This window comes from Opitutus sp. (assembly GCA_024998815.1).
Lineage (GTDB): Bacteria > Verrucomicrobiota > Verrucomicrobiia > Opitutales > Opitutaceae > Rariglobus.
On sequence record JACEUQ010000001.1, the window covers coordinates 1,548,852 to 1,573,479 of the forward strand.

Sequence of the window (24,628 nt, forward strand, 5' to 3'; positions counted from 1 at the left end):
TTAGGACAGTCCCGAATGAAGGAGCCTGCGTGCCGACAATTCCGATGAGGGTTATACGATGAACCTGTTATTCGGAGATCGTTTCGATTTTTTAGGGATCGGCCCGGCAAGCAGTAACCTCAGCGCGGCGATCCTTGCGTGTGCGCTGGTTTCGTGTGCGTGGTGCTTCCTCCAGACCCGCCGCCGTTGGCAATGGCTCGGGCTGATCCTCGGGCTTGGCTTTTCGGTTCTGCTCATCGCCACCAAATCACGCGGTGGCCTCATCGCCGCCGGTTGCGGTATGGGCCTCGTTGCGCTGATACACCGTCCACGTATTTCGCGCAGCCTACTCATCGGCGGAGCCGTTGCGATCCTCGCCGTGGCTGTTTATGGCACTTTTCGCGGAGTCTGGTTTCGGTTCACCTACGGCGACGACTCCCGCAGCGACCTCTGGCGCGCCGGCCTCGCGATGCTCTGGGACGCGCCCAATGGAGTGGGCACGGGCAACGCCTCGAATTTCTTCGCCCAATGGTATCAAGAGATCGGCGACCGACGCGGCTACCTCTCGCTCATTAATTATCACCTCAATTTGCTGGCCGAGCATGGTCTCGCTGCCCGCCTAGGCTACGCCATGTCATGGGCCGGACTTGCATGGTTTGTTTGGCCCCGGCGAACCACGCCGTTGTTAACCACCGCCGCCGCAGTCTGGTTGTCCTTTTTCGTCGCCGCGATTTTTAGTAACACGGCCAAAGCGTGGCAGGTCTGGGCGTTGCCTCTCGTTTGGCTTGTGCTTGTCGCCGCCTGGCGCATCCGCCATCGCTCCTTCGCTCCCGCTCGCACGGCCTACCTCAGCGCGGGAGTTGCCCTGCTTTCCCTACTCAGCCTACACGCCATCGGATGGTGGCTCAGCTCACCGCAACTTTCCACCGGCTCCGATTCCATCCGCTGTGGCGACCAGCCACCGCGTGTCATCCTTTACGCGCCCAATCCCGGAGTACTCGGTGAAAAGTGGGGCCAGGATCTCCGCGCATCCGCTGTGAGTGCCCTTGTATTGCGCTCAAGCGCAACTCTCCCCGCCGACCTTCCACGCGATACACTTTGGATTATCTCAGGAGACCTGCCCCCAAATCTACCGCCCAAATCTCGGGTGCACCTCTTCAATCTCCCCGCCACGCCTGAAACCCTTGCATGGATCGACCGGCAAGCGCCTGCATCCGTCCGCGTGACGTTGAGCGACAGCCTATGTCGCGAGTTGCGATGCGATGACTGGTTCAACTGGAGCGATCGGCACCCCGAAACCACCCGCATTAAACTCATGGGCGGGGTAAATCTCTTCATTCCCTCCTGGTCATGGTTCGACGAAGAATAACCCTTGTCCTCCTGAGTGCCCTCATCGCCGGGACGCTATCGGCAGCCTCGGCCGATACTCTCGTTGAGCCACTGAAAATCGAGAAACGACTCATACACGTTCGCGATCCACTGCCGGAGAATCCCTGCTTTCGCCCCTACGCCGAGCAACGGCAAATCAACGTCATCGTCCTACATCATACCAGCGCGGTTTACTGGTTCGATCCTGCGTTCCAAGCCCTGCTCACCCAAGAGGTCAAAGACCGCGTCCACACCCAAGGCATCACACTGGAGAACATTCAAACCCACCGCTTCGACCTTGATCTCATTATCCAAATTTTCCGCACCTACGGCGTCGCACCTCACTACCTGATTGGCCGCAAAGGTGAAGTCATCCAACTGGTCGAAGATAACGACATGGCTTATCATGCGGGCGTCAGCACCATGCCCGACGGCGACGGCCGCACTGGGGTGAATTATTTCTCCATAGGCATCGAGTTGACCTCCGTGCACCCCGACAACGAACGCATCGGCACGCATCGAGAGCCAGCCTACACCGAAGCCCAATACCTCGCCCTGACGAAGCTCGTGGAGCGACTCACGACCCGATACTCCATCAAGAAAATCGTAGGGCACGACGAGATTGCACCTGACCGTAAAAAAGACCCCGGCCCGCTCTTCGACTGGACACGCATTCGAGGATCAATGAAGGAGCCCATACGAACGGGAGCGCCTTTACCTGGTGCAGTTGATCAGAACAGGTCGTAAGGCAGCCCCTCGGTTAGGTTGCCCAAAGGTTGACCAAACTTCTGTTTTAGGCTTCCTTTAGCTGCATTCATCTGCTTCGCTATTCACGTCATAAATAATTAACCATCAACTAAGTCCGTGCTTTGGCGCAACTTAGTCAGCACGAGGATTTGGGGTTCGAATCCCCCCCCCTCCGCCAGTTTTTGAGTCTAGTGAGGAAGGACAGGAGCTTTGATAAATAGATAAATCAGCGCGAATCAGGCCGAATGACCGCGAAGGATAGGCACTTATAGAATAATCAGCGCCAAATCTCTGTTTGATAAGAATCCGGCGAAAAACCGCAAAAATGACAAAGGTTTGATAAGTCCCGCGCCGCCAGCAGCGCTTCTGTCGACACCCTGCCGACCCGCTGCAACCTCAGAGCAGCGACATTGTCTGATCGCCTGCATTCGCTTTTTTCGGGCGACCTACAGGCTTGGTTACCGGGACGTGGTTTGTAACGATCTCCACCATGCTTTCAGCCTTGGGCGTTGCCCTCCGGTCAAGCCCCAGACCAGCCATCACCGCCGCCATCGATTGCGCCCCTTCATCCCGACCAGTGCGGCGGGCCAAAGCTTGTAGATCCTCGGCATGCGCGCCGACGTACCGACGCACGGATGACCGAAAGTAGGCGAAGAAGTCATCCACCTTCCCCTTGCGCTGATAGACACCGATAGGATCCAGGCACGACTTCACCTCTTGAGCCAACCCCGCGCCATCCAACAGCCAACCCCGTCCCCGCAGTTGGCGGACCATGACCGTGATCTCGGCGGCACATTGGCCCAACAGCTTTTCGCGGCGGGCGCGATCCTCGGGCCAAGTCAGCGTCTTGAGAAGCGTTGCCTTTACCCAGCGATTAAAACTCGCCCGGCGCTCCTCGGGGTCGATTCCGCCCCGCTCACGCAGCCAGCGGTCATCGGCCTCGGCTTCACGCTGGGCGTGGTCTTCTCGGTGATCAGCGATATTTTGAAAAACGTTCATTTGTTGCGGGCGATCCACTGGTCAATGGCTGAAACGAAGTCCGCCCGCCGCTGATCGGCCTCCGGATCCACCGGCTTGGGCTGGCTGACCGTCATTTGTTTAAGGTAGCCCTGATTCCACGCCCGCACCCGCTCAACCGCCCGATATGGGCACACGGACCGAGCTTTGCCGACCAAGTCGCGTTCATCCATCAAGCGAGCGAGCTTGCCCTCGTGGAACGCAGTTTCTTCCAAGGGTGTCATTTTAGAGAAAAGTGATCTGTCCCTGACTCGGTTTCAGCTCTGGTGCTGGCCGATCAAAATTCGCCGGATATTGCCGGTGCAGGCGCATCCTATATAGATCCCGCCGCCGCCGCATTTCGTCGGCCTGTGACGTATAAGCCGCAACGCAGGCGTGGAGCTCATCCACGGTGCAGCGCGTCCACAGTTTATACCCCGGACTTCCAGGATAACTCACCACGCCCGCACCGGCGGCGCTGGCGATGGCCCGGACACGGCGCTTATTGGCCTCGCTGTCCCGCGACCATAACGCCACCGCGACCTCGGCAGCGATCATCCAGCCGGTCGCGCCGTCGAGCACCTCGACCAAGCGCTTTACATCGGCGGCAGTGATAGTGGGCGCGCTCATCCTTAAAATGGATCGCCGTCATCCCCAGCCTCGGCCTTGGCGGCCAGCTCCTTGGCGCGCTTTTCCATTACGAAAACCAGCTTGCGCAACGTGTCCGCGCCCAGCTGGCAGAGCTTCTTGTTCGCCAAAAATTTCCAGTAGTAACCCTCGACCCCACGCCGTCCGTCCTTGATGCCGCACAACGGTGCGAGCACCTCCACGCGAGCTCGGTAAGCAGCGATCCGCTGCTCCGGCTCCTCCTCGGCGTGCATCTGAGCCTTCAGATTACCCGGCTCCGACCAGGTGCGGAACTTCGCCAGCACCTTGGTCAGTTCACCATTTGTCAGCACCTTCGACGACTTCACCGCCCCGCCCAGCGCCTCTTTCTGCAACACCTTGCGCACCGCGTCATCATGGGCACGCCCCAGCTCGGCGAGCGCCTTACGGCACGCGCCCCACTCACGGAAATACAGGCTCTGCTGGGCGGGATTCATCGTGTTCGTTTTTAAAAACTACCAGCCGATCAGGATCCCCTTAAACGGGAGCCCGTAGTTGGCCCGGAACCAGTCCTGCATTGCGGCCCAGCTGGTAAAACCGTCCTCACGCGCCAGCAGTTCCAGCCCGAGCAGGTTCTGCGTATTTCCGGCGACCTTCGCGCCCTCCTCGGTGACCTCGATCGGTGCTGCTTTGGTGCACAGCACCGCGTCGATCCCCACTTGCTTCGAGCGGTAGGCTTGAGCCTCCCACTGACGCAGTTCCAAACAATCGCCGACGTAGATCACGGCTTTCCGATCACGGCGTATCGTCTGCTTCTTAGTCTTAGCCAGGATGGCGGGGGCAAACTCCGCCGCGAACATGATCACGTGGTTTTTCATGCACCCTCCTTCTGCTTTTCGGTAAACGCCCGGATCATAGCGACCGCACCTGCGTGCGCCGGATGTAACTCGCCAGTCGAAGGAGCCGATGGCGTGAAATTCACTTTCACGTTTAAAGCCCCATCTTTGTGAGTGATCGTGATGACTGCTTCAGGTTCTTTGAAGCAGCAAAGCGCCTTTGTAGACGGGATGGTATCAACCGTTTTCCCCTTTGGGAAGTTGGCCTTAGGCTCGCTCATACCGCCCCCTCCTCGATCTTCGGCTCGACGAAAAACGCTTCATCCTGGACAACCTGCACACCCACCGTGCGCAGCACCGCAGCCGTAATCTCTCCGCGCGAGTACGCGGCGAGGAGCAGTTCCTTGTCCGTTTCGCTCTTGGTACGAACGAAGGTCGAATCGAGCACGCCTTTGACTTTATCCCACGTCCACCCCGCGAGCGTCTTGAGCTTCGGGGTTCCGGTGCGGAAACCGATCCGCCCGTGCAAAAACTCGATGGACTTCTTGCCCGCCGGAAACTCTTCAGGCGAGGCCTCGGCCCACTGCTGAAGAAGACCGGTCTTTTGCTCGATGTCCTTGCCCAGCGAATCGATATCGCCTTCGAAGCGTTGGCGGACGGCGGTAAGCTCGCAATCGAGCGCGGCGCGCAGGCCGTTTTGCTCGGCCTTGGCGGCGGTGATCTGACCGAGAATAGATTCAGCGGCGGCGCGCGAATCGACGACGGGCCGTGTGAGGCGGATGCGGGATGATTTGGATTGGGTAGCGGTAGACATAGTGGATAAAAACTGCGTTTTAATTGGTTTCTGAAAGGTGACGGGCACCGATGATCGGGGCCCCGTATTGGTGGCACGCTGCGGCGATGGCCGCGCGGTAGCTGAGAGCCGTCGCCGGATCCGGCCGTGGCTGGTATTCGAGCCGGTGCGTGTAGCGGCCGATCTCGTCACCGCCGATGCTCTCCAGGATGACATCGCGGCCGGGCAGGATTCCGCTGATGCGGTAGGTGATCGTGGGCGTGTCCGTTTTCATGTGAGAACGGCAGCGAGTTGGATCAGCAGAACTAGGCCTGTCGCCGTGATGGCTGCGAGTGCCAGGCGGCGGGTCTGCAAAGCCGCTGCAAACGGCGTGCGGCGGTCGTCCAAGGGCAGGTGCGCGTGGGTGTGGTAGTTCATGCAGCCTCCTTCAGCTCGACGGCTTCGGGCCGTAGCACACCCAACTCAACCAGCCAGCGCTGGCGGCATTGGGTGGCCAGTTGCTTGGCTCCGGCCTCGCCATTTTTACGGATGGAAAACTGGATCACACGCACCACGCCGGCCGCCATGATCGAGGCGACCCAAAAGGCGGTCGGGTTGCCGTAGCCATCGATACGCACCTGTCGAGACACCCCTTTGGTGAGCGAGGTACGCGGGCGGCGGTAGCGACCCACGTAGTCGCAGATGCTGAGGTAGCCATGGCCATTGCGGGCCCGCTTGAGCGGACGATCGGTGATTTTGTGGCTCATGGCTTCAGTTCCAGTCGTTCTCGTTGGTGGCGTTCTGGCGGATCGTCAGGTGGGCGCGCACGAAGTGGCTCCACGCGATCGACTCCTCGCCCTTCTTCGCGAACTTCGCCGCGTAGCGCAGCCGCTCGGTGATCGCCTTCAACCCCTCCTCCTTGCCGATCTGCTTCAGGATGGCGTAGGGCTCATCGGTAAAGCTCACCCCGCCCACCTTGACCGTGACGGAGAAACCCTTCTCGGGCATGTCGAGCCCGAGGTGCTCGCAAATCGCCGCCACATCGCCCCGACTCGGCTGGTCCGGTAAAACTACCCGGTGCACGCCCCGGCGCAGTAGCTGTTCGAGATCGCTCCGGTTATCCTTGATCGACTTGAACAGCAGCTCGGTGCCGCACAGCACGATCCCCACCTCGGTGTGGTCATAGATTTCGCGCAGCACCTCCAAGCAGGCAAAAAAGCTCTGCTTGCGGTACGTGTACATCAGCTGGTGGAGCTCGTCGAAAATGAGCAGCGTGTTGGGCCGCTTTTTGAGCGCCGTTTTTATCCGCCCCACCAACGCCGGGGTAGCCGATTTATCCGAAATCCCCAGCGACTCCGCGATCGCGCGCACCATACCCATCAAACCGGACGCCGCCGCCATGCGCACGTAGACCGTATGCCCATGGTTGTTGCGCTCCTTGTACTCGATCAGCGACCACGTTTTCCCAATATGCGACGGCCCGATTAAAAACACCGGCGAGCGCGACTCACGCGCCAGATCGCAGGCGGTGAACATCCGCCGCGCGGTGGGCGTCAGCACGAAGTCCTTACGCGCCGTCCGCGCACCCTCGGTGCAGAGCTCGCGGAAAGTCCGCATCGCCTTCACCAACTTGTCGCCGATCGGCAGGCGCACCTTGGTTTCCGGGTGGATGTAGGTGCCCCGGATGATGCGGGAAATCGTCGTCTTGTCCGAGTGCACCTGGAGCGCGAATTCGGCGAGCGAGACCGGGTGCATATCGTCGATGCACCACAGGAAGCACCACGAGAGGAGCTCCTGCGCCTCGGCGGCGGCGTGGGAAATGTTCTTCTGGAGATCGTCCAAGGAAATGTTCCAGGACGCGCGAGCGTTGTTGCCGTTGCCGCCTGCGGGTTCGTCTTGCGGGGCCGGTGCGGCGGGAGTTGTGTCGTTAATAGCCATGATGGATGAGGTGTTTTCTTTGCTGATTATGCTGTCGTTGTGGTGAGCCTGCCGCCGGTCGCGCTAACGGCCGGTGGCAGGCGTTTTTTTAGTTCTCTAAAACCTCAGAGGAGGTCTTCGCTGGGAAGGTGGGTGACGCTGTGCGGCTTCATCGCCGGAGCGCGGGTGGTGCTGGTGGTGGCTGGGGTCGGCTCGTCGATCAGGCTGGCCGATTCGTCACTGGCCCGTTGCAGGCCCTTTTCCTGGGAAAAACGCTGGGCCTGCTGCTGGGCGACTTCGCCCGCTGCCATGCCGATCCGCTCGGCCTTGGTCAGCCCGGCCGTCTCGATCTTATGTGCGGCGATGATCGCATCGTTGTGCTCCCGGTCGGCCTTGAGTTCGGCATCCTCACCAGCGTGCCGCTCGCGCAGTTCGCCTACTGCCCGGTTAAAGACCGTCGCCGTGAGTGCCGCCGCCTCACTGAGTTTCTCCTTGTTGCGGATGTCGACTGCGCCCTTGGTCCCGCCGAGCCGGACCAGCTGCCCCAGATGGCGACCCGTTGCCGTCGCCACCACTTGGATTATTTCAGGCGTGGCTGGGTTAAGATAGGCCAGCAGCTCCGTGCCATCGGCCAGATCCCGCAGCACATCGCCGGAAGCATCAAGGTAGGTATAGCCCGTGCGATCATGGATAAAAGCGACCTGGTGGTTACGGTAGGTCACCCGCTTGGGCGTGAGTAACAGCAGCGCGAGCACCACGGGCGGGATCACTGAAAATTTAACCCCTACGCAGAGGGCCGACCAACGTTCTGCCACGCTCTCCATGCGCTCGACTGGCACCACTGCGCCGAACTGCTCCGGCTGCAAAGTAGCCAGTGCCTCGTAGGGAACTGGAGCCTCACCCTCTGCTAATAAAAACTCGGTAACTCGGCGGAACCCGATGTAATTGTGATTCGTGCGCTGTTCGGAAAGTGCGATCACGCCCTCGAACGCTGCCACGGCCTCATCGGGTGAGGAGAACGGCAGGCGTAGGCGTGCTACGGCCTCGGGTGGCAAGTTGAGCGAGCGCTCACCCACGCCGATCAACATGCGCGTATACTGCAACTTCTTCTCCAACTCAGCCGGCCCATTCAGCCGCTCGTTGCTGCCCTTATAGCCCTTCATTGAGCCGAGCATGTTCCAGAGCTGGTTAAACGTGCTCTCGATCCAGCCCTTTTCCCATGGCTTACCGCCGCCCTGGGCAAACCCATTGGTCAGCGTCTTGTTGTCGATCAGCCCCGTGCGCTCGATTTTAACGCGACCCTCAAACAGCGTCTCGATGCACAACTGCATCTCTGGTGAAATCGAAGCCGCCGCGTTTTCGCACAAAATGGTTACCGGGTAGTCGGGCAGACCGTACTTCTCGAAAAGAGAATAGAGCAGCAGCTGAACGTCGATGCGGGCGATGCCGGTACGGATTGTTTTAACTGTGCCATCAGCCTGCTTCTCCTCGCGCTCCAAACGCTGCCCCAGACCCCACACCAGATTCTTTCGGGTGCCTACATCCTTTGCGAGCAGCCCAGCCATGCGCCCGATCTGGCCCTTATGACCGGCGCTGGGCGGGAATATGCAGTAGCAGTCTAATTCAAAGTCGTCGAACGTGATCAACTCCAGCGGGCGTAACTGCGAAGGGTCGCGCTTCACACAGGGAAAGTGTTTTTTGGAGGCGGCAACCCCACGCTGTAGCAGTGACCGGGTCCCCTTGCTTGGGCCGTAGCGGAGTAAGTTGCGCGGACTCCAACCCTGGGGATAAAATCCACGTGGCCATGCCTTGGGTAACGGTGCACCGGGGAAGCGGACCAGATAGAGTTCCATCCACGTCCCCCAGCCGGGCACAACCTCGCCCCGTGTCCAGGCCTCGCGCAATTGTTCCAGCGCTTCCGTCTGCGATCGGTGGTTAAGCTCACACCGACGACGCACCTCCTGTGCGAACTCCGCTGGCTGTTTACTCTGCGCCTTGTAACCCTTGATCAGCGAGCGCCAGCCACCGGCCAGATACGCCTTGTATTTGCGATCAAGCGACACCTCCGAAAGCCCCCGCAGCGCATGCCGGTGCAAATTGGCCACCTCCGCGAGCGCCGCCATTTTGCCAACGTTCGGGATGAGCTCATGCAACCGCTCCAGCACCCGCAGGGTGTACAGCATCTCCGTGCGCCACACCTCCGCAATGGCCGTAAACTCCTCCATCTCCGCCATCGGCACGGCAAATACCGGGACGGTGGCAAGGGTGTTGCAGGTGGTGTGCAGGGAGAGATCAGCGACCATGGCAGAGGCGGGTTAAAGGGCTAGGGGGTGTCGGAAAGAGACGGGTGAAAAGCCGCAGATCAGGCAGCCTGCAGCAGCGGTTTGGCGGCCTTCTCGACCCTAGTCGCGATGCTATTGAGCGCCTCGACTACACCCCGGATAAATTCAGGGCGACGGATCATGTGCTGGAGTACGTTTTGCTGGATCAGCAGCGACTCGATCCGTTCGATCGCCTGACCCACTTCGTCGCTCGTCTGATTGGCGAGCTGCTCGGCAGTGAGGACCGGCAAGGCGATCTTTTCTCCCGGCGTGCGAGCGCCGCCCAGTTTCGGCGTGATGATACCAAGTTCTAACTGCAAGCCGCGCATGGACTTGTTGGCGATGAAGTCCACCACCGCAGCCCGCTTATCTTGATCGTCTTGATCGAGTTCCGAAGCGGGAAGGGAAAACACTCGCACGGGGTCGGCGATCTGGAACTTGCGGGCCGTGGCCTCCGCGATGTCGCGGTAACGGCGGGCGGTGGTCTCTGCAATTTCAGGTGCGTGCGAACGCATCCAGAGCTTGAAACCGCCCTCATTTCCACGTCCTCCAGAAACCGCGCCACACGTGGCGCGGATTGTTTGTTCGACCGCCCAGAAGGCGGCACCGAATCGCAGGATGGCGAGTTCGGCGGCCTGCGCATCGTTATAAAGCTCGGTCAGTTTTGCGCCGATAACGGCATCTGCGCCGCCCGTAGGCGTGCCGGTGAGTTCGAGCTCGGTGAACGAGCGGATGACGGGGACGAGTTGTGTTTCTTTTTTGGACATGGGAGAGTGGTGAGGTTTGGTTTTGGCGCGCGCTTCTGTTCGGGCGGCGTCCAGGCAGTCCGCGGCGATGCGGCACTTGGCGACGTGTTCCAGGTCATGGATCACTCCGACCGGGATGCGGGCAGCGACCCCATCCGCGTGGCAGACGTGGGCCCGCAGACCCCGCACGGAGAACTTGGGCGTATGGCAGCGCGGGCAGGTGAGCAGGATTTCAGGCAGGGGATTCATCGGAGGGCTTCGTTGAGGGAGTGCATCAGGCCCTTGCGGGCGGCGGCGGGGAAAGAGCGGGCAACCTCGATAAACAGCTGCTGGCGGGTGGCCTCGGGCATGGTCGCCAAAAACTTCATGCGCAGGTCTACCGGTCCGCTCAGGTTGGTGAGCACGTAGTCCCGGTAGCACTCGATGGGCACGCGGGCGGCGAGGCGGTTGGTTTTGAACGTGGCGATATTGATCACGACCAGCTTGCCCTCCTCGACCTGGGTGCAGAGGTGGCGCACCGAGCAGCCGATCTTTTCGCCGATCTCACGCAGCAGCAGCGTCGATCGACCGGGGAAGTCTAAGCTAGAGAAAAACTGGAGCTGCTCGGTCATGAATTCGGGTTACGGGCAGGTGAGCGCTCAGGCGGCGAAGCGTTGATCGCGGACGAGCGTGAGGCGGACTGCTTTTACCGCGCGGAGAGCAGCCTCACGCATTTCACGGCGCATGAACGAACGCTGGAGCTTGGAACAACGACCTTTGGCAGCCGCGCGCTCGCAGTAGCGGTAGGCTAGAGCCTCAAACAGATGCGCTCGTGGCTCGTCGCGATAGAAGTCGAGGTTGGTGATCTTGCGTAGTGTCTTCATGGCGTTCAGGCGGCGGGTTTGATGGCGTTGCGGTAGAAAAAGAACGTCTCATCGGGTAGCCCTAGGGCGCGGGCGCATACGCGCAGAGTTGTGCGTGGCGGCACGCCGCCCGATTTCCAGCGCTTCACCGTCGCAGGTCCGACGTAGGTCCCACGAATGACCGAGTTGAGATCAACTCCGCGCTGCTTGGCTATGCGCTCAAGAGCTTCAAAGAAGGTGCCGATACGAGCGTAGGCCCCGATGCTGTTGAGCACTTCAATATAGATTTTCATGCGGCGAGCTGTTCGAGTTGTTGTTTCAGTTTGGCGGACTTACCGCGTACGCCGGGGCGCACCCCAGTGATCAGGCGGCTAACAAGGACGTCGGATACCCCGTGGTGCGCGGCGAACGATTTGATGGAATGCCCCACCATCATCAGCCCGGCGCGAATCCTTAATTGCTCGCGTCGGCTGCGCTGATGGAACTTGTTCCTTGAGTTAGTTACTTTAACCATGGCGTCACCATCAGTCACCACTTGTCATCACGTCAAGCGGTTATTGTGACATTTAATGACATTCATCGAAAAATTAGTGACACTCTGCACCCGGCGTGGGGTATCTCCACGGGCGGTAGCTCTTGATATTGGGTTTGATCCAAGTGCCATCGCTCAGTGGAAACGCAGGGGGGGGTTGCCTCGACCTGCTGTTTCGGCTCAGATAGCCGATTACTTCGGTATCACCGTGGAGGATTTGCTCGACGATTCGCGTGTTTTACTAGGACAGGAACCGGTAGTCGCGCCGGTCGTAGCCGCTCCCGTTAAATCCGCCCCACCACCCGTAATACCCGTGGCGCGCCAGAACGAACACCCGGCCATGAACCAAGCAGCCGATGCGCTGCGTGCGCAGGCTGCTGCCTTGTTTGCACAGGCTGCAGCGCTGGTGGCGATAGCCGATCAGATCGACCGAGAGCCGGTGCGCCCACCGAGCATGTTCGATACCCCTGAGTCGCGGGCCGAGGGACGCAGGCTCACAGAGGAAATCCTGGCACGGGCTGCGCAGAGGCGACCTTTCGACTCAAGTAAAGGTTCAGCTCGATCCGCCTAACGAGATCATAGGAGATCGTCCCGATCTCGCGCAGTTCATCCTGAAGCCGGAACAATTCAGCCCGCAGTGCCTCGATCTCGGTTTCCTTCTCCACGTTAAAACGGAAGATCAATTGCCCCTCGGCATCGGGTCTTTTTCGTTTGGGCTTCGCAGCAATGGGCACGTCTCATTTTAGCACGGCAAACGCCCTGAACCGTACCCACCCTAAAATGAGTTGAAGTTTTTTTGCGTGCTGCGCTCCTCGCGAGCCGAGGTTTTTTATGCCTGGTCAACCGATATTTTTAAAAATCAGATTTCGAGTTGATGGACACGAGCGGCGGGCCGATATTCCCAAAAGCCACAATGACTTTCCGTAGAAGCATTCATCATCTCATCATCGGAGCCGGTTCCTTATTGGCCCCTTCGGTTCCGGTCGTGCATGCAACGAGCCCGCTTGATTCGATCGGCAATGATTTCCGCCGAGTCGGCTGGGATATCAGTCAAGCGATGCAGGCCACCCCTCTTCCAAATGGATCTCCCCGTATCGCCCAGCAGCTCGAATTTGAAGAAATCGCCCGCGCCGCCCGTCGTTAAACCCCAGCCTGCCTTAGGGACAAATCTGGCCTTTCGGGCTGAATCATTCAGCGGGCCGCTGCCGCCGCCCGATCTGCTTGAGGCCTATGAGAGGACCAGTTCAGGGTTGGCCGACCGCATCGTAAAAATGGCCGAGGCCGAGCAGGCCCACCGACACCGGTATGAGGCGCATGAACTAAGCTGGGTATATTGGCTTCAGATGGTTGGTTTGGTCATGGGGGGCGGCTTGGCTATCGCCGGATTATTTTTGGGTGCCTGGCTGGTTTACCACGACAAAACGCTGGCTGGTTTCACCTTATTTCTAGGTGCACTTGGCGGGCTCCTTGGCACGGCAATCTATAAACACCGCCAAGGTAAAACACCTCCACCGGTTTAACCGCTAACGGTCTTTTTTTACCCCGCTCCCACCCGAGCAGGGCTTTTTTGTGCCCAGTTACCTAGGTAAAGCGGGTCAGAATTCCACCAAATCAAAAGTCCACCGCATGAACTTGTCTACTTTAGTGGAGAACTGATTGAGCCCGGTGAACCGTGGTAAAGACGAGTCTCGGCGCTTCGTTTAAGGTGGTGGCATCCAATCGATGCCAGCTCACCCGATCAGTTCAACCCAGCAGCAATCGCCCCGCCGCACAAGCACGGGGCGTGAGGGAGTGTGCGCGTGATTCACTCGCACTATCCCACCTTATCCCTGCGCGGTTTGGCCCCCGAAGCCGGTGATCTTGCGGCTCTCCGTGGGAACTCTGGGCAGTGTGACCACGGTCACATTCACTTGGGTATGGTGCAACAGCATGGTGGCAGCTTGCCCCATGTGATGCCCTCGAAAAGCAATCAAGCCACCATCGAGAACGGCGATTTCACCAGCCACAAAAGCCCCCCCCTGAAGCGTGGCCAATACGTGAAACTGATCACCGGCACGGGTGGCGATGGAGTTGATCTCGCTGCGCAAAGTTTCAGCCGCGATCTCGCCGGGGGAAACAATAGTAGGCAGCTCAAAATCCGGCAGGTGCAAGGAGGGCAAGTCGCCAAACAGCCGGTCGAGATCGAGTGCGAAGGGCAGGCCAGTGGCCCCCCCGTTAATTTTCGGAGTGGTAGTCATACAACCCACGAAACTGTACGGGCTCGGGTGTCGCCGCAAGGCGCACCGATCCCGGACCAGGAGCCCCACGCATGAACCGCTCCATTCAAATCTTCGGCTTCACGAATCCCGTCCGTCGCAAAGACGGACTCGTGCAGCTCGACGTTGTTTTCGGAGCGGGGCAGGCCGGAACGATCACCGCCACGCCCGCCATGTGGGACCGGATTACCGGGGCCTTCCTGGTAGCGATCAAGCCCGCTGCCTCCGCCCCGCTCAACCCGCAGATCGGCCAGCAAGGCCTGCCCAAGACCCCGGCCGGTGCCCACACACCTGCCCACGGTGCCGCCTGCGAAAAGTTCGGCTGCGACTACGTCTGCGAGCGTCTCGCCCCCATCACCAAGCCCTCGTGCTCTCTGCTTTGATCGGACCGCTCCTAACTCCGAATCCGGCTACTCACTACCCGCTACTCACTACTATGCAAAAAGACACCATCCTCTCTCTCATTCGCCACGCCATGACCTTTGGTGGCGGTTTTCTGGTCGGCAAAGGCCTCCTATCCGGTGAGACGCTCTCCATCGTCATCCCGGCCCTCGTCAGTGCTATCGGCGCGCTCTGGGGCGCGGTCGACGAGTTCCAGGCGGCCAAGAAAGCCCAGGCCGTTGCCGTTCCTGCTGCTCCCAGCCCCGAGCTTCCCGCTCATAACGCCTAAGCTCTACCCATGCTCGCACTGCTCACCGCCTTGGCCGAGGCCCTGCGTCTCTGGCTCCAGCTCAAGGGGGTGAGTGCGAGCTACGATCTCCAACGCCGCATCGAAGCCGACATCGCCGCCGATGAAGTACAAATCAGCATCCTGCGTCGTCGTGGCGACGATGATAACAACCGCGCTGCTGACCGGCTGCGCGAGCGTGTCCTCCGCGCCCAAGGCATCGTGGCAGCTCTACCAGCCGCGCGTGCTCCAGCTCAAGGCGGGGCAACCGGTGCAAACCCAAGCGGGGATCTACACCCCGCAGGTGGATGAAGTCTGGCACAGCGCTGCCGCTTACGAAGACCTCGAAACCGAACTTTTAAACACCGCCGCCGCCCTCGCCCAGGCACGCAACGACACGCAATGATCCCCCTCCTCGCTGAAGTACTCCCCGATCCCAACTCATCCAGCTCCATTGGCTGGGTGGTGATCATCATCCTATCGCTGCTGGTGAGCGGGAGCGTCATCTACTCGAACTTGAGGACCAACCCCGCGCTCCATCGCCAGTTCGTCACCCGCGAGGAATTTGAAAAGCACTCCGAGGACATCGGTGCCCGCCTCGATAAGATCGAAGAGGCCGGTGAGGCCCGCGTCATCCGCCTCTACGACAAGATCGATCAGACCTCAGAGAAGACCGTGGACCGCATCATCAAACTAATCAGCGAACAAAAGAAATCATGAGCCCACTCGTCATCCGCCGCGCCATCCTCAACGAGCTGAAAACCTACGGCTCGGGCCTCACGCCCTCCGGCCTGCACCAGCTCATCAAGCTCAGCCTGCCCGCCACCGCACTGGCTGATGTCGTCGAAGAGCTCACCTGGCTACGCGATCACGAGCTGATCGCCTTCACCCCAAGCCCGCTTGATGCCGACGACCGCAGCCTGCGCCAGTGGACGATCACCACGGCCGGAGAACTCGTTCTCAAGAAATAACACCCACCTTCCTGCGCCGCCATGCGCAGGGCAAACAACCAGTCGGACGGTTCCGGTAGTCATAGACCGGCGCGGGGTCCCGTTTCTAACCCGCGAAAGCGATAACCAAGCTGCCGCCCGACTGCCCCCTCTTTTAATCCGCCCTCCGTCCCCCGTCCTCCCTCCGACCCGATGACCTCCACCAAAAAGCCCCGCTCCGACTCCAAGGTAGCCGGTCTCGCCCCCGAGATCCGCGCCGAGGTGGCGCGTCGGCTCGGTGAGGCCAACGAGAGTTACAAGGACGTCGCCGCCTGGCTCAAAGCCGAGCACGGCGTAACTGTCTCCGATGGTGCCTTGTGCAACTGGTACAGCATCCACAGCTGGTCGCAGAATGCGGCCACCGCCCGCCAGTTTGCCGAGCAGGTCAAAGCCGAGTCCAAAGCCCAAGGCAACTATGACGCAGCCACCCTCGCGCTCATCCAGGAGCGCGCCTACATCATGGCCCGCACCCAAGGGGCCGACGTCAACGCCCTCGCCACCCTCGCTGGCATCATCGGCGACAGCGCCAAGCTCCGCCTCAAAGAGCGCGAGGTGACCCTCAACGAAAGCTCCCTCAATTTAAAGCTGCGCCAGTACGAGGACAAGATCAGCGCCGCGCGCGCTTCGCTGGAAAAGGCTAAGAGCAAGGGCGGCCTCAACAAGACCACGCTGGAGCTGATCGAAGAACAGCTCCGCCTCCTCTAATGGCCCGCCCCGTCAAATCCAAGGCCAAGCCAGCGGACGCCTCCGCCTTCTTCCTCGGCTACCAAGCCCGCTGGATCAAAGACGGGTCGCGCCTCAAGCTGATGGAAAAGAGCCGCCAGATCGGCTTGTCCTGGTCGTCTGCCTACCGGCTCGTCCGCGAAAAAAGCGGCGAGGGTGCGCGCCAAGACGCATGGATCAGCAGCCGCGACGACTTGCAGGCCCGTCTGTTTAAGGAGGACTGCAATAGCTTTGCCGGTATTCTTAACACGGCGGCGCAGGATCTCGGCTCGCAGGTGATCGACCCCGAGCGCGCCATCAGCGCTTACGTGCTCCAGTTCGCCAGCGGGGCCCGGATCAATTCGATGTCGTCCAACCCCGACGCGCAGGCGGGGAAACGCGGCGACCGTATTCTCGACGAGTTCGCCCTGCACCCCGATCCGCGCAAGCTCTACGCGATCGCCTATCCCGGTATCACGTGGGGCGGCTCGATGGAAATCATCAGCACGCACCGTGGCTCGGCCAATTTCTTCAACCAGCTCGTCCAGGAGATTAAGCACAAGGGCAACCCCAAGGGTTTCTCCCTGCACACGGTCACCCTCAAAGACGCGCTCGACGCCGGCTTCCTCGCCAAGCTGCAAGCCAAGCTCCCGCCCGACGATCCCCGGCAGGACATGGACGAGGCCGCTTACTACGATTTTATCCGCTCCGGCTGCACCGACGAGGAATCGTTCCTGCAGGAGTACATGTGTATCCCTGCCGATGATGCGGGCGCGTTCCTCACCTACGAACTCATCGACGGCATCAAGTACAAGGCCGATGAAAAGTGGGAGTACACCCTCGCGCAACTCGCCGCCTGCAAAAACGAGCTCTACCTCGGCGGCGACATTGGCCGAGTGAAGGACTTGACCTGCTTCTGGGTCAACGAGCGCGTGGGCGGGATGAACCTCACCCGCAAACTGGTGCGCCTTCAAAATGCGACCTTCGAGTCGCAGGAGGCCGCTCTCTACGAGCTGCTCGCCTTGCCCATGCTGCGCCGCGCCTGCATCGACAACACCGGCATCGGCCGCCAGCTCGTCGAGCGTGCGCAGAAGCGCTTCGGCGACTACAAGGTCGAGGCAGTGACCTTCACCGGCCCGGTCAAAGAGGAGCTGGCCTATCCCGCCCGTGCTGCCGCCGAGGACAAGAGCGCCCGCATCCCCGACGACAAACAGGTCGTCGCCGCCTTCCGCGCCATTCGCAAAGAGACCACGGCAGCGGGCAATATCCGCTTCCTCGCCGAACGCACCGACGGCGGCCACGCCGACGAGTTCTGGGCGTGGGCGCTCGCCCTGCATGCCGGAAAGTCGCCCGCCACCCCCGGATCCTTCCACCGCTTCCAACCACACCGGGCTGCCCGAGCCCTCGCCGCCCGCCGTGACCGTCAACTGATCGCCTAAATGAAAACCCGCGTTTTAAGCCGTTTTAAGCCCTGGGGTGCTACCTTGACCCGTTTTGGGGCCGATACCCGTCTTGCATCGAATTGCAGGGGCATTGCAGCGCGGGTTCTGGAGGTCCGCTCATGAGTATTCCCCGCCAACTCAAGGTCGCTGCCAAGTGGCGTGCCCATTTTAACCCGCTTCGTTCGCTCACATTCCAGCGCGCCGTGTCGCTGCTCGAAGAGGGCGAGCGCGGGGCCTACGCCGAACTCCAGTGGACTTACCGCTTCATCGAAAAGCGCGAGGCGACCCTGCGTGCGCTCAAACACCTGCGCCTCTCTGCCCTCGGCAAACTCGACTGGGACATTAAGACTGTGGACGATTCGCCTGCCGCCAAGGCGCAGGCCGCCAAACTCCGCGCCGCTTACGACCGCATCGACAATCTGCGTGAGGCCATTCGCTTCCTCGGCCTCGCCTCGTTTCGTGGTTACGCTCACCTAGAAAAGCGCTACGAAGGCGATAACCCCGCTGCTGCCCTGGTGCGGCTGGAGCCCGTCGAACAGTGGTTCATCGCCCGCGACACCGTCTACGGCCCGTGGGTGTACAACGAAAAAGCATCGAGCGGCACCGTGAGCGGCACGCCCATTGACAGCTCGCACTTCCTCATCCGCGAGATCGAAGACCCCATCAACGAACTCGGCCTGATCTGTTTTTTGCGCAAAAATCTTTCGCAGAAAGACTGGGACGCCTTCATCGAAGTGTACGGCATCGACCCGCTTTTCGTGGAAATGCCCGCGCAGGTGCCGCCTGAAAAGGAGGCCGAGTATCAATCTCTCGCCGAGGCCGTCGTGGGTGACATGCGCGGTGCCCTGCCCAATGGGGCCAAGATCCAGACCGTCACCAGCGGGGCGCGCGGGGTGAACCCGTTTCAGCAGCACCTCGATTACCAGGATGCCCAGCTCGTGCTCGCTGGCACCAGCGGCAAGCTCACCATGCTCAACGGCCCCACTGGTCTCGGTGGCGGCCAGAGCGAGAGGTGCATGCCGACACGTTCGCCGAGCTCGCCCAGGCCGAAGCCGGTGAGATCAGCGAAATCTTTCAGCGCCAGCTCGACCGTTCGATCCTCGGCCTTGCCTCCGGGGTGCGCCCGCTCGCTTATTTTGAACTCGCCGCCAAGGACCAGACCGACGTGGGCCAACTGCTTGATCACGCCGTCAAAGCCACGCAGGCGGGTTTCCGCCTAGATGCCGCCGAGCTCTCCGAAAAGACCGGCTTTAAACTCACCGCCGCTCCCGTGCCCGCCGCGCAAGGCTTCGGTGGTGGTGCTGCCTTTAACCGCGCCTCCTCGGCCTCTGCCGAGGCTGAGACCCTGCGCCGCGCCTCTCTCGACAAACTCACCAAGGCGATCCAAGCCGACCTCGCCCCGCTCCACGCCGCGCTAAAGGACGCGCTGGCTAAAGAGGACGACGCTGCCTTCCGCGCTGCCGCAGCCGAGATCCGCACGCAACTGCCCTCGCTCGTGAAGAAGCAGGGGGCCGACAGCGCGACCACCAAGGTTTTTGAAGAAATCCTCGGCACTGCGCTGGGCGGCGCGGGCGCAGAGGCCACCTCAACCCCAAACCGCTAACCCATGCACACCACCAGTCTGCCCATCACGCTCAACCGCTCCGGCGACGCCGCGTTCACGCTCCCTGCCGACGGCTGGGTGCACCTCGCGCCCTACGGCGAACAGCCCGCCCCCATGCAGCTGCCGGGCGGCCGCGAGGTCGCCATCGTGCAAGTGCTCGACCGCGCTGCTGCCGATGGGCTCGCCGCCCGCTTCCGCGAGAGCGCTGCCGCCGTTAATTTCCCCGGCCTGCTTGTCGACTTTGATCATTTCTCCCACGACACCGACAAATCCACGCGCGCTGCCGGCTGGATTGAGGAAGTCGCCGCCCGCGATGACGGCCTGTGGGGCCGGGTTAAGTTTTCCGCCTCGGGCAAGGCCGCACTGGAGGGAGGCGATTACCGCTTGTTTAGCCCCGTGCTCGGCTTCGCCCCCGGCAACTACACGCCCGGCGCACGCGTCACCCCCGTGGCGCTCCTGCGCGGCGCACTCACCAACGATCCCCGCCTCAAGGGCATGGTGCCCATTTCTAACCGCCTTTCCCCTGAATCCTCCCACACCATGGACTACAAAGCCGCACTGCTCACCCAACTCGGGCTCCCGCCCGACTCCACCGATGAGGCCATCCAAGCCGCCATCACCAGCCAGATGAACGAAGTCGAGAGCCGCAAAACCGCGCTCGGCACCGCCCACAATCGCATCACCGCGCTTGAGACCGAGCTGATCGGTCACGATCTCGACCGCGCCGGTCTTCAGGGCGAGGCCCGCACGGCCGCCACCGCGCTGCTCACCAAGAACCGCACCGAGGGCCTCGCCTTCATTGCGGCCCTCGGCAAGCAGGGCAGCGGCTACGCCCCCGTGCATAATCGCAACGGCAAGCAAGCCCCGAGCTTCACCCCCGGCGCAGATGATACCGGCGACCTGGGCGAAAAGCGCCGCAAGGCGATCCATGATCACCAGACCGCCAATCGCTGCTCCTTCGACATCGCCTTCCACGCTGTGCGCGCCGCGCAGCCCGCACTCTTCGTCGAGTAAACTTTTCCGTTAACCACCAACCCGTAATCCTCCCATGTCTAAACTCGTATTCGATGTCCCCATTCTGTCGATCAGCAATGGTGCCCAAGATCAGAGCCTCTCGCGCGGCTTTTTTGTTCAGGCCTCCGGCCAGCTTGTCAGCGCTGCCACCGGCCAGCTCCCCCTCGGCGTGATCCTCGACGGCGGCGTCGCCAATGTCGGCCGCAGCGCCGTGCTGCTCTCCGGCTCCGGCAAAATCGCCAAGGTTAAGCTCAACTCCGTCCCCGGCTCCATCGTCGTGGGTTCCTTCCTCACCCTGCGTGCCGACGGCACCGTGGGCCTCGACCAAGGCACCGGCACCGCCCGCGTGCAGGTTGCCCGCGCCCTCGAAGCCGGTGCGGCCAATGAACTCATCGACGCGATCCTGCTGGATACTGTCGCCCTCGCTTAACCCCAGAACTCACCACCATGTCTCAACTCGCCTCCTCCACGGTCCTTTCGACCCTCACCGACTACGCTCGCGGCATTTTCCCCGAGATCGTCGCCGCCCAAGATCCCATCATCCAGTGGCTCGCGCCCTTTACCCAGGTCGCCAGCGCCACGGGTAAGTACAAGGAGTTCTCCGACAAGAGCGCTTTCCAGACTGTGCAAACGGCCCGCGCCATCGGCGGCACCGCCAAGCGCCTGGAGTTCCTCGCCACCGATCGCGACTACAGCTGCCTACCGCAGGCACTTGAAATCGGCATCGACGACCACGAGCGCAAAGCGGCTGGCGGTCTCGAAGCTCTGCTGGAGAGCGCCAAGACCAAGACGCTGCTCACCAGTGCTGCCGTCTCGCACATCAACGATGTGGTCACCGCGCTTAACGCCGCCCGCTCGGCCGATGCGACCCCGGCTTGGTCGGTTCCTGCTTCCGGCAATCCGGTCTCCGACCTCGACACGCAGATCCAGAACATCGCCGACGACATCGGCCAGTTCCCGACCCACATCGTGTTCGGCCTCACCGCTTGGCGCTGGTTCCGCAACAGCAACGCCGTCCTCGGCCGCTTCCCCAACGCTGCTGCCGTCAACGTGAGTTCTGATGCTGCCGCTGGCATCCTGCTCAACCCCGCGATCAAGGTCGGTGTCACCACCGCGATCCGCGATAGCAACAAGCCCGGCACCACGAAGGCCACCGCCAACATGCTCGCGAGCAACGTGTGGGTGTTCTACTCCTCGCCCAACCCCGACCAGTTCGACGCATCGTTTGCCAAAACCTTCGTCACGCCCGGCGCAGGCATCGACTCGGTGCGCAAGTACCGCTCCGAGAGCAACCGCTCGGACATCCTCGCCCTCGACTGGGCCCGCGACATCCGCGTGACCAGCACGATCAGCGCCCGCCGCCTCACGCCAACCTAAAGCCCCGCGTGGTGGTTTCTTCGAGCCTCCCCGCACCAGCGGGGCGGCTCCCTAGAACTCACGACCCTTCGAAAACCCATGTCCTGGATCACACTCACCGAGGCCAACGTCCTCACCAAGCTCTCTGGCCCGGAGCTAACTGCGCTTAAAACCGCAGCCCTCGGCTCGGGGCAGATCAACCCGCTGCCCGAGATCACCTCGCAAATCGTGCGCGAGGTGCGCGGCTACGTGCGCGGCTGTGCGGGCAATACCCTGGGCAGCGGTGAGACGATCCCCGACGAGCTTCTCGGCCCGGCCATCACCCGCATCCGCTTCGAATTGGCCACGCGCCTGCCCGTGTCGTCGCTCCTCACTGAGGATCGCCGCTCGGCCAACGCCAACGCCCTCGCGCTCCTGCGCGACGTTGCCTCTGGCAAGTTCTTCGTCGTCACCCCGGCCGTACCCACCACCGAGGCCACCAGCACGCCCTCCCCAAGCTGGTCGGGCCGCGAACGCACCACCACCCGCAGCCAGCAAGCTGGCCTCTGATCATGCCCACCCTCACCACTCAACCGCTGCCCGCCGCCGTGCGTCGTCTGGAGTCCAAGACTCCGGTCGCCTCGCCGCTGCGCTCGGCTGAGTGGGCTCAGCTGCAGCTCGGACACCGTGACCGCGCATTCTTCAGCGCTGGAGTGGAACAGGCCCGTACGATCGCGCTCCTTCAGGACGGCATTCGCCAAGCCCTCGACCAATCCGGCACCACCACGATGGACCGGTCTAAATTCGTCGCCACGATCCGCCAGGCCCTTGGTGCGCCCGAGGGCGACAGCGGTGAATTGACCGACCTCGTGAGCCGCCGCCGCCTAGAAACCATCTACGACTTCCAGACCGAAGATGCCTTAGAATACGCACGCTGGGATGCCGGCAATGCCCCCGCCATCCTGGACGCTTTCCCCGCGCAGGAACTCGTGCGCATCGAAGACCGTGAAGATCCGCGCGATTGGGCCGAGCGCTGGGCTGAGGCTGGAGGCGAGTTTTTCGGCGGTCGTATGGTTGCGCTCAAGGATGATCCGTTATGGACCAAGATCAGCCGCTTTGGCCGCCCGTGGCCGCCCTTCGACTTTGGCAGTGGCATGGGCTTGGAAGACATCGCCCGCGACGAGGCCGAAGCCATGGGCCTGCTCGGCCCCGATGACTTGGTGCGCCCGCCGGATCTCGATTTCAACCACGCCCTAGAAGCCTCGATCCCCAAGGCCACCCCTGCCGTCATGGAAGGCTTTAAGCAGCTCTTCGGCGACCAAGTCGATGTGGGGCGCGACGGTAAAGTCGTCTGGCAAGGCCAGCGTATCGTAAAGCTCTACGAAGCCGCCCTCGCAGATCCTGGGGTCAAGTGGTCCATCGACCTCGGCACGACAACCGCTGCAGCCCGCGCCCAAGCAGCCGCCGCCGGCGTAGAACTGCGCCCTGAAGCCGTCCTCAACCTCGACGCCGACCACCTGCGCCATGCTCAGGCGCGGCATGGCGCGGGCGAAGCGCAAGGCGACCAACGCCCCCTCACACTCATAGACTACCAGCTCATCCCCCACGTGTGGCGCGAGCCCGATGTCGTGCGCACGGGCAACCAACCCGGTGACCTCATCTTTGAAAAAAAATTGGCCGGGAGACTCGCCATGGTCACCTGGAAGCCCGCCCCCATCACCGGCAACATGCGCCTGCACACGCTCTACGTAAAAAAAGAAGGAGGCACCCCGTGAAGAGAGCCTCCCATGCCAGCCAGTGCCCGATGTCGTTTCACCCCAGGCTTTACGTCCTGCACGTCTCAGACTGCGCACCTGCCAAGCAACCCGCCTGCACGCCCATTGCAACCGCAAAGCAGGAGGCCCGCCCATGAGCGTCGAAGTCAAAGTCGTCACCGACGAGGCCTCGCAGCTCCTGCGTGGCCTCACCACCACGCTCGGCCCCGGCCAACGCCGCCCGCTCATGTCCGTCCTCGGTCGCACCGTGGAAAAGGAATACCGCGAATGGTTCAAGATCGCGGATGCCGAAAAACCCAACCGCAGGGGCTGGAAGCGCCAGCACTTCTGGGCGCAGATCCGCAAGGCCACCGCCTTCGCCTTTGCCACCGATGACTCGGCGACCGTCACGATCGCCGATCCGCGCATCCGCACCCAAGTCTACGGCGGCACCATCCGGCCCAAGGAGAAAAAGTTCCTCGCCATTCCCCTGCGTGCCGAAGCCTACGGCGTGCGCCCGTCGTCGGGATTAATCGAGGGGCTGTTCCCGTACCGCTCCAAACGCGGCACGCTCCTGCTTGGCCGCGAAGAAGGCGGGAAGCTCGTCAATTTCTACAAGCTCGTGCGCTCGGTCACGGTGAAGGCCGATCCTTCGGCCCTGCCACCGCCCGCACTCACCAGCCAAGCCGTCCTCACCGCCGCACGCTCCTTCGTCCAGCGCCAGCGCTGATTTTTTAAAAATGCCCAACGCCTTCATCGATCTCCAGTCCCGCCTCGCCGCGCTGCTTGCCGTCGCTTTCCCGACCGACACGATCCTCACCGAAAAGCTCGGCGACCTGCCGCAGCAGATCGAAACCACCCTGCTCAACATCGGCTTCGGCATCGTAGTCACCACCGCACGCGGCACCGCTCAAAACCTCGATCAAGCCGGCTGGAGCCAGCCCATGCCCCTCGTCTTCCAGGAAGAGCTCACCGTTGCCGTTATCCACGCCCCGCTGCTCAAGACCGACCGCAATACCCTCGACGCCGTCTCCACCGCCATCGCCGCCCTCCACAACCAGCCCGTCGCCTTCGGCCAGCGCTCCACGCCCCTCATCCGTGTGACCGGGCACGAGCTCGCCACCGACGCGCCCGACGGCGTCGTCGTGCATCACCTGCTCGTGCGCACCGTCCTCCCCTTTTCCGTCTGATTAGCAAAAACCAAA

General features: G+C 61.7%; 38 protein-coding genes. 20 read left to right on the plus strand and 18 right to left on the minus strand.

What is annotated here, in order from left to right:
- Positions 1–58 precede the first annotated feature (58 nt).
- Both H2170_06725 and H2170_06730 read left to right on the plus strand, forming a co-directional pair.
- A complete protein-coding gene (locus H2170_06725) occupies positions 59–1,348 on the plus strand; it encodes an O-antigen ligase family protein (GenBank protein ID MCS6299781.1) in 1,290 nt (429 codons plus the stop codon).
- Positions 1,330–2,094 carry an N-acetylmuramoyl-L-alanine amidase gene (locus H2170_06730; protein ID MCS6299782.1) on the plus strand — a complete coding sequence of 255 codons (765 nt, stop codon included), beginning with the start codon at positions 1,330–1,332 and terminating at the stop codon, positions 2,092–2,094. Before H2170_06725 ends, H2170_06730 begins: the two co-directional genes overlap by 19 nt.
- 396 nt (positions 2,095–2,490) lie before the next feature.
- Here the strand turns inward: H2170_06730 and H2170_06735 are convergent, their stop codons facing one another.
- The 17 genes from H2170_06735 to H2170_06815 form a co-directional block, all read right to left on the minus strand.
- Positions 2,491–3,093: a hypothetical protein gene (locus H2170_06735; protein MCS6299783.1), complete on the minus strand. Its 603-nt coding sequence runs from the start codon at positions 3,091–3,093 to the stop codon at positions 2,491–2,493.
- Positions 3,090–3,335: a hypothetical protein gene (locus H2170_06740; protein MCS6299784.1), complete on the minus strand. Its 246-nt coding sequence runs from the start codon at positions 3,333–3,335 to the stop codon at positions 3,090–3,092. Before H2170_06740 ends, H2170_06735 begins: the two co-directional genes overlap by 4 nt.
- Before the next feature lies 1 nt (position 3,336).
- A complete protein-coding gene (locus H2170_06745; protein ID MCS6299785.1) occupies positions 3,337–3,720 on the minus strand; it encodes a hypothetical protein in 384 nt (127 codons plus the stop codon).
- Positions 3,721–3,722: 2 nt separating this feature from the next.
- Entirely contained in the window at positions 3,723–4,193 is a 471-nt protein-coding gene (locus H2170_06750; GenBank protein MCS6299786.1) for a hypothetical protein, read from the minus strand.
- Between the two features lie 18 nt (positions 4,194–4,211).
- Positions 4,212–4,574, minus strand: a complete 363-nt coding sequence (locus tag H2170_06755) for an ASCH domain-containing protein (protein ID MCS6299787.1) — start codon at positions 4,572–4,574, stop codon at positions 4,212–4,214.
- A 235-nt stretch (positions 4,575–4,809) separates the two neighbouring features.
- On the minus strand, positions 4,810–5,346 hold the full coding sequence (locus H2170_06760; GenBank protein ID MCS6299788.1) for a host-nuclease inhibitor Gam family protein: 537 nt from the start codon (positions 5,344–5,346) through the stop codon (positions 4,810–4,812).
- Positions 5,347–5,365: 19 nt separating this feature from the next.
- The gene (locus tag H2170_06765; GenBank protein ID MCS6299789.1) at positions 5,366–5,599 is read right to left on the minus strand and encodes a hypothetical protein; all 234 of its coding nucleotides are present in this window, start codon (positions 5,597–5,599) and stop codon (positions 5,366–5,368) included.
- A complete protein-coding gene (locus H2170_06770; protein MCS6299790.1) occupies positions 5,596–5,742 on the minus strand; it encodes a hypothetical protein in 147 nt (48 codons plus the stop codon). Before H2170_06770 ends, H2170_06765 begins: the two co-directional genes overlap by 4 nt.
- Positions 5,739–6,071 carry a hypothetical protein gene (locus tag H2170_06775; protein ID MCS6299791.1) on the minus strand — a complete coding sequence of 111 codons (333 nt, stop codon included), beginning with the start codon at positions 6,069–6,071 and terminating at the stop codon, positions 5,739–5,741. Before H2170_06775 ends, H2170_06770 begins: the two co-directional genes overlap by 4 nt.
- 4 nt (positions 6,072–6,075) lie before the next feature.
- Complete coding sequence (locus H2170_06780; protein MCS6299792.1) at positions 6,076–7,242, minus strand: AAA family ATPase; 1,167 nt, start codon at positions 7,240–7,242, stop codon at positions 6,076–6,078.
- Positions 7,243–7,346: 104 nt separating this feature from the next.
- A complete protein-coding gene (locus H2170_06785) occupies positions 7,347–9,524 on the minus strand; it encodes a hypothetical protein (GenBank protein ID MCS6299793.1) in 2,178 nt (725 codons plus the stop codon).
- A gap of 59 nt (positions 9,525–9,583) precedes the next feature.
- The gene (locus tag H2170_06790) at positions 9,584–10,537 is read right to left on the minus strand and encodes a hypothetical protein (GenBank protein MCS6299794.1); all 954 of its coding nucleotides are present in this window, start codon (positions 10,535–10,537) and stop codon (positions 9,584–9,586) included.
- Positions 10,534–10,899, minus strand: coding sequence for a hypothetical protein (locus H2170_06795; protein MCS6299795.1), 366 nt, complete (start codon positions 10,897–10,899; stop codon positions 10,534–10,536). Before H2170_06795 ends, H2170_06790 begins: the two co-directional genes overlap by 4 nt.
- 27 nt (positions 10,900–10,926) lie before the next feature.
- Complete coding sequence (locus H2170_06800; protein ID MCS6299796.1) at positions 10,927–11,151, minus strand: hypothetical protein; 225 nt, start codon at positions 11,149–11,151, stop codon at positions 10,927–10,929.
- A 5-nt stretch (positions 11,152–11,156) separates the two neighbouring features.
- Complete coding sequence (locus H2170_06805; GenBank protein MCS6299797.1) at positions 11,157–11,423, minus strand: hypothetical protein; 267 nt, start codon at positions 11,421–11,423, stop codon at positions 11,157–11,159.
- The gene (locus H2170_06810) at positions 11,420–11,644 is read right to left on the minus strand and encodes a hypothetical protein (GenBank protein MCS6299798.1); all 225 of its coding nucleotides are present in this window, start codon (positions 11,642–11,644) and stop codon (positions 11,420–11,422) included. The genes H2170_06805 and H2170_06810 overlap by 4 nt, the downstream gene beginning before the upstream one ends.
- A 512-nt stretch (positions 11,645–12,156) precedes the next feature.
- Complete coding sequence (locus tag H2170_06815) at positions 12,157–12,396, minus strand: hypothetical protein (protein MCS6299799.1); 240 nt, start codon at positions 12,394–12,396, stop codon at positions 12,157–12,159.
- A gap of 140 nt (positions 12,397–12,536) precedes the next feature.
- Here H2170_06815 and H2170_06820 point away from each other — a divergent pair, with 140 nt between their 5' ends.
- Both H2170_06820 and H2170_06825 read left to right on the plus strand, forming a co-directional pair.
- A complete protein-coding gene (locus H2170_06820) occupies positions 12,537–12,806 on the plus strand; it encodes a hypothetical protein (GenBank protein ID MCS6299800.1) in 270 nt (89 codons plus the stop codon).
- Complete coding sequence (locus H2170_06825) at positions 12,775–13,182, plus strand: DUF2335 domain-containing protein (protein MCS6299801.1); 408 nt, start codon at positions 12,775–12,777, stop codon at positions 13,180–13,182. The genes H2170_06820 and H2170_06825 overlap by 32 nt, the downstream gene beginning before the upstream one ends.
- 303 nt (positions 13,183–13,485) lie before the next feature.
- On the opposite strand, the gene H2170_06830 is transcribed toward H2170_06825, so the two are convergent.
- On the minus strand, positions 13,486–13,899 hold the full coding sequence (locus tag H2170_06830) for a hypothetical protein (GenBank protein ID MCS6299802.1): 414 nt from the start codon (positions 13,897–13,899) through the stop codon (positions 13,486–13,488).
- A gap of 71 nt (positions 13,900–13,970) precedes the next feature.
- Between H2170_06830 and H2170_06835 the strand changes: the two genes are divergently transcribed.
- The 16 genes from H2170_06835 (at position 13,971) to H2170_06910 (ending at position 24,613) form a co-directional block, all read left to right on the plus strand.
- Positions 13,971–14,300, plus strand: a complete 330-nt coding sequence (locus H2170_06835; protein ID MCS6299803.1) for a hypothetical protein — start codon at positions 13,971–13,973, stop codon at positions 14,298–14,300.
- Between the two features lie 53 nt (positions 14,301–14,353).
- Entirely contained in the window at positions 14,354–14,587 is a 234-nt protein-coding gene (locus H2170_06840) for a hypothetical protein (GenBank protein ID MCS6299804.1), read from the plus strand.
- Positions 14,588–14,708: 121 nt separating this feature from the next.
- Entirely contained in the window at positions 14,709–14,990 is a 282-nt protein-coding gene (locus tag H2170_06845) for a hypothetical protein (GenBank protein ID MCS6299805.1), read from the plus strand.
- Positions 14,987–15,304: a hypothetical protein gene (locus H2170_06850; protein ID MCS6299806.1), complete on the plus strand. Its 318-nt coding sequence runs from the start codon at positions 14,987–14,989 to the stop codon at positions 15,302–15,304. Before H2170_06845 ends, H2170_06850 begins: the two co-directional genes overlap by 4 nt.
- Complete coding sequence (locus H2170_06855; GenBank protein ID MCS6299807.1) at positions 15,301–15,555, plus strand: hypothetical protein; 255 nt, start codon at positions 15,301–15,303, stop codon at positions 15,553–15,555. The genes H2170_06850 and H2170_06855 overlap by 4 nt, the downstream gene beginning before the upstream one ends.
- Positions 15,556–15,726: 171 nt before the next feature.
- Entirely contained in the window at positions 15,727–16,278 is a 552-nt protein-coding gene (locus H2170_06860; protein MCS6299808.1) for a DUF3486 family protein, read from the plus strand.
- Positions 16,278–17,714 (plus strand): hypothetical protein, encoded by a 1,437-nt coding sequence (locus H2170_06865; GenBank protein ID MCS6299809.1) that lies wholly within the window; start codon positions 16,278–16,280, stop codon positions 17,712–17,714. Before H2170_06860 ends, H2170_06865 begins: the two co-directional genes overlap by 1 nt.
- Before the next feature lie 122 nt (positions 17,715–17,836).
- Positions 17,837–18,937 carry a DUF935 family protein gene (locus H2170_06870; GenBank protein MCS6299810.1) on the plus strand — a complete coding sequence of 367 codons (1,101 nt, stop codon included), beginning with the start codon at positions 17,837–17,839 and terminating at the stop codon, positions 18,935–18,937.
- On the plus strand, positions 18,883–19,320 hold the full coding sequence (locus H2170_06875; protein MCS6299811.1) for a hypothetical protein: 438 nt from the start codon (positions 18,883–18,885) through the stop codon (positions 19,318–19,320). The genes H2170_06870 and H2170_06875 overlap by 55 nt, the downstream gene beginning before the upstream one ends.
- Before the next feature lie 3 nt (positions 19,321–19,323).
- Positions 19,324–20,334 (plus strand): hypothetical protein, encoded by a 1,011-nt coding sequence (locus H2170_06880; protein ID MCS6299812.1) that lies wholly within the window; start codon positions 19,324–19,326, stop codon positions 20,332–20,334.
- Positions 20,335–20,368: 34 nt separating this feature from the next.
- Positions 20,369–20,764, plus strand: a complete 396-nt coding sequence (locus tag H2170_06885; GenBank protein ID MCS6299813.1) for a hypothetical protein — start codon at positions 20,369–20,371, stop codon at positions 20,762–20,764.
- Between the two features lie 17 nt (positions 20,765–20,781).
- Positions 20,782–21,711: a hypothetical protein gene (locus H2170_06890; GenBank protein MCS6299814.1), complete on the plus strand. Its 930-nt coding sequence runs from the start codon at positions 20,782–20,784 to the stop codon at positions 21,709–21,711.
- A 78-nt stretch (positions 21,712–21,789) separates the two neighbouring features.
- Positions 21,790–22,239 (plus strand): hypothetical protein, encoded by a 450-nt coding sequence (locus tag H2170_06895; GenBank protein MCS6299815.1) that lies wholly within the window; start codon positions 21,790–21,792, stop codon positions 22,237–22,239.
- Positions 22,240–22,241: 2 nt separating this feature from the next.
- Positions 22,242–23,444 carry a hypothetical protein gene (locus H2170_06900; protein MCS6299816.1) on the plus strand — a complete coding sequence of 401 codons (1,203 nt, stop codon included), beginning with the start codon at positions 22,242–22,244 and terminating at the stop codon, positions 23,442–23,444.
- Between the two features lie 133 nt (positions 23,445–23,577).
- A complete protein-coding gene (locus H2170_06905; protein ID MCS6299817.1) occupies positions 23,578–24,153 on the plus strand; it encodes a hypothetical protein in 576 nt (191 codons plus the stop codon).
- A 10-nt stretch (positions 24,154–24,163) separates the two neighbouring features.
- Positions 24,164–24,613 carry a hypothetical protein gene (locus H2170_06910; GenBank protein MCS6299818.1) on the plus strand — a complete coding sequence of 150 codons (450 nt, stop codon included), beginning with the start codon at positions 24,164–24,166 and terminating at the stop codon, positions 24,611–24,613.
- The last annotated feature ends 15 nt before the right edge of the window (positions 24,614–24,628 follow it).

What these genes read in the sequence shown, in the direction of transcription:
- H2170_06835 (MCS6299803.1), top strand. Translation starts at nt 13,971, where the DNA reads ATGAACCGCTCCATTCAAATCTTCGGCTTCACGAATCCCGTCCGTCGC.
- H2170_06730 (MCS6299782.1), top strand. Translation starts at nt 1,330, where the DNA reads ATGGTTCGACGAAGAATAACCCTTGTCCTCCTGAGTGCCCTCATCGCC.
- H2170_06790 (MCS6299794.1), bottom strand. Translation starts at nt 10,537, where the DNA reads ATGAATCCCCTGCCTGAAATCCTGCTCACCTGCCCGCGCTGCCATACG.
- H2170_06745 (MCS6299785.1), bottom strand. Translation starts at nt 3,720, where the DNA reads ATGAGCGCGCCCACTATCACTGCCGCCGATGTAAAGCGCTTGGTCGAG.
- H2170_06890 (MCS6299814.1), top strand. Translation starts at nt 20,782, where the DNA reads ATGTCTCAACTCGCCTCCTCCACGGTCCTTTCGACCCTCACCGACTAC.
- H2170_06840 (MCS6299804.1), top strand. Translation starts at nt 14,354, where the DNA reads ATGCAAAAAGACACCATCCTCTCTCTCATTCGCCACGCCATGACCTTT.
- H2170_06770 (MCS6299790.1), bottom strand. Translation starts at nt 5,742, where the DNA reads ATGAACTACCACACCCACGCGCACCTGCCCTTGGACGACCGCCGCACG.
- H2170_06775 (MCS6299791.1), bottom strand. Translation starts at nt 6,071, where the DNA reads ATGAGCCACAAAATCACCGATCGTCCGCTCAAGCGGGCCCGCAATGGC.
- H2170_06910 (MCS6299818.1), top strand. Translation starts at nt 24,164, where the DNA reads ATGCCCAACGCCTTCATCGATCTCCAGTCCCGCCTCGCCGCGCTGCTT.
- H2170_06895 (MCS6299815.1), top strand. Translation starts at nt 21,790, where the DNA reads ATGTCCTGGATCACACTCACCGAGGCCAACGTCCTCACCAAGCTCTCT.
- H2170_06735 (MCS6299783.1), bottom strand. Translation starts at nt 3,093, where the DNA reads ATGAACGTTTTTCAAAATATCGCTGATCACCGAGAAGACCACGCCCAG.
- H2170_06905 (MCS6299817.1), top strand. Translation starts at nt 23,578, where the DNA reads ATGAGCGTCGAAGTCAAAGTCGTCACCGACGAGGCCTCGCAGCTCCTG.
- H2170_06785 (MCS6299793.1), bottom strand. Translation starts at nt 9,524, where the DNA reads ATGGTCGCTGATCTCTCCCTGCACACCACCTGCAACACCCTTGCCACC.
- H2170_06805 (MCS6299797.1), bottom strand. Translation starts at nt 11,423, where the DNA reads ATGAAAATCTATATTGAAGTGCTCAACAGCATCGGGGCCTACGCTCGT.
- H2170_06820 (MCS6299800.1), top strand. Translation starts at nt 12,537, where the DNA reads ATGGACACGAGCGGCGGGCCGATATTCCCAAAAGCCACAATGACTTTC.
- H2170_06845 (MCS6299805.1), top strand. Translation starts at nt 14,709, where the DNA reads ATGAAGTACAAATCAGCATCCTGCGTCGTCGTGGCGACGATGATAACA.
- H2170_06880 (MCS6299812.1), top strand. Translation starts at nt 19,324, where the DNA reads ATGCACACCACCAGTCTGCCCATCACGCTCAACCGCTCCGGCGACGCC.
- H2170_06755 (MCS6299787.1), bottom strand. Translation starts at nt 4,574, where the DNA reads ATGAAAAACCACGTGATCATGTTCGCGGCGGAGTTTGCCCCCGCCATC.
- H2170_06830 (MCS6299802.1), bottom strand. Translation starts at nt 13,899, where the DNA reads ATGACTACCACTCCGAAAATTAACGGGGGGGCCACTGGCCTGCCCTTC.
- H2170_06725 (MCS6299781.1), top strand. Translation starts at nt 59, where the DNA reads ATGAACCTGTTATTCGGAGATCGTTTCGATTTTTTAGGGATCGGCCCG.
- H2170_06765 (MCS6299789.1), bottom strand. Translation starts at nt 5,599, where the DNA reads ATGAAAACGGACACGCCCACGATCACCTACCGCATCAGCGGAATCCTG.
- H2170_06795 (MCS6299795.1), bottom strand. Translation starts at nt 10,899, where the DNA reads ATGACCGAGCAGCTCCAGTTTTTCTCTAGCTTAGACTTCCCCGGTCGA.
- H2170_06855 (MCS6299807.1), top strand. Translation starts at nt 15,301, where the DNA reads ATGAGCCCACTCGTCATCCGCCGCGCCATCCTCAACGAGCTGAAAACC.
- H2170_06810 (MCS6299798.1), bottom strand. Translation starts at nt 11,644, where the DNA reads ATGGTTAAAGTAACTAACTCAAGGAACAAGTTCCATCAGCGCAGCCGA.
- H2170_06860 (MCS6299808.1), top strand. Translation starts at nt 15,727, where the DNA reads ATGACCTCCACCAAAAAGCCCCGCTCCGACTCCAAGGTAGCCGGTCTC.
- H2170_06885 (MCS6299813.1), top strand. Translation starts at nt 20,369, where the DNA reads ATGTCTAAACTCGTATTCGATGTCCCCATTCTGTCGATCAGCAATGGT.
- H2170_06800 (MCS6299796.1), bottom strand. Translation starts at nt 11,151, where the DNA reads ATGAAGACACTACGCAAGATCACCAACCTCGACTTCTATCGCGACGAG.
- H2170_06850 (MCS6299806.1), top strand. Translation starts at nt 14,987, where the DNA reads ATGATCCCCCTCCTCGCTGAAGTACTCCCCGATCCCAACTCATCCAGC.
- H2170_06760 (MCS6299788.1), bottom strand. Translation starts at nt 5,346, where the DNA reads ATGTCTACCGCTACCCAATCCAAATCATCCCGCATCCGCCTCACACGG.
- H2170_06750 (MCS6299786.1), bottom strand. Translation starts at nt 4,193, where the DNA reads ATGAATCCCGCCCAGCAGAGCCTGTATTTCCGTGAGTGGGGCGCGTGC.
- H2170_06865 (MCS6299809.1), top strand. Translation starts at nt 16,278, where the DNA reads ATGGCCCGCCCCGTCAAATCCAAGGCCAAGCCAGCGGACGCCTCCGCC.
- H2170_06740 (MCS6299784.1), bottom strand. Translation starts at nt 3,335, where the DNA reads ATGACACCCTTGGAAGAAACTGCGTTCCACGAGGGCAAGCTCGCTCGC.
- H2170_06780 (MCS6299792.1), bottom strand. Translation starts at nt 7,242, where the DNA reads ATGGCTATTAACGACACAACTCCCGCCGCACCGGCCCCGCAAGACGAA.
- H2170_06870 (MCS6299810.1), top strand. Translation starts at nt 17,837, where the DNA reads ATGAGTATTCCCCGCCAACTCAAGGTCGCTGCCAAGTGGCGTGCCCAT.
- H2170_06900 (MCS6299816.1), top strand. Translation starts at nt 22,242, where the DNA reads ATGCCCACCCTCACCACTCAACCGCTGCCCGCCGCCGTGCGTCGTCTG.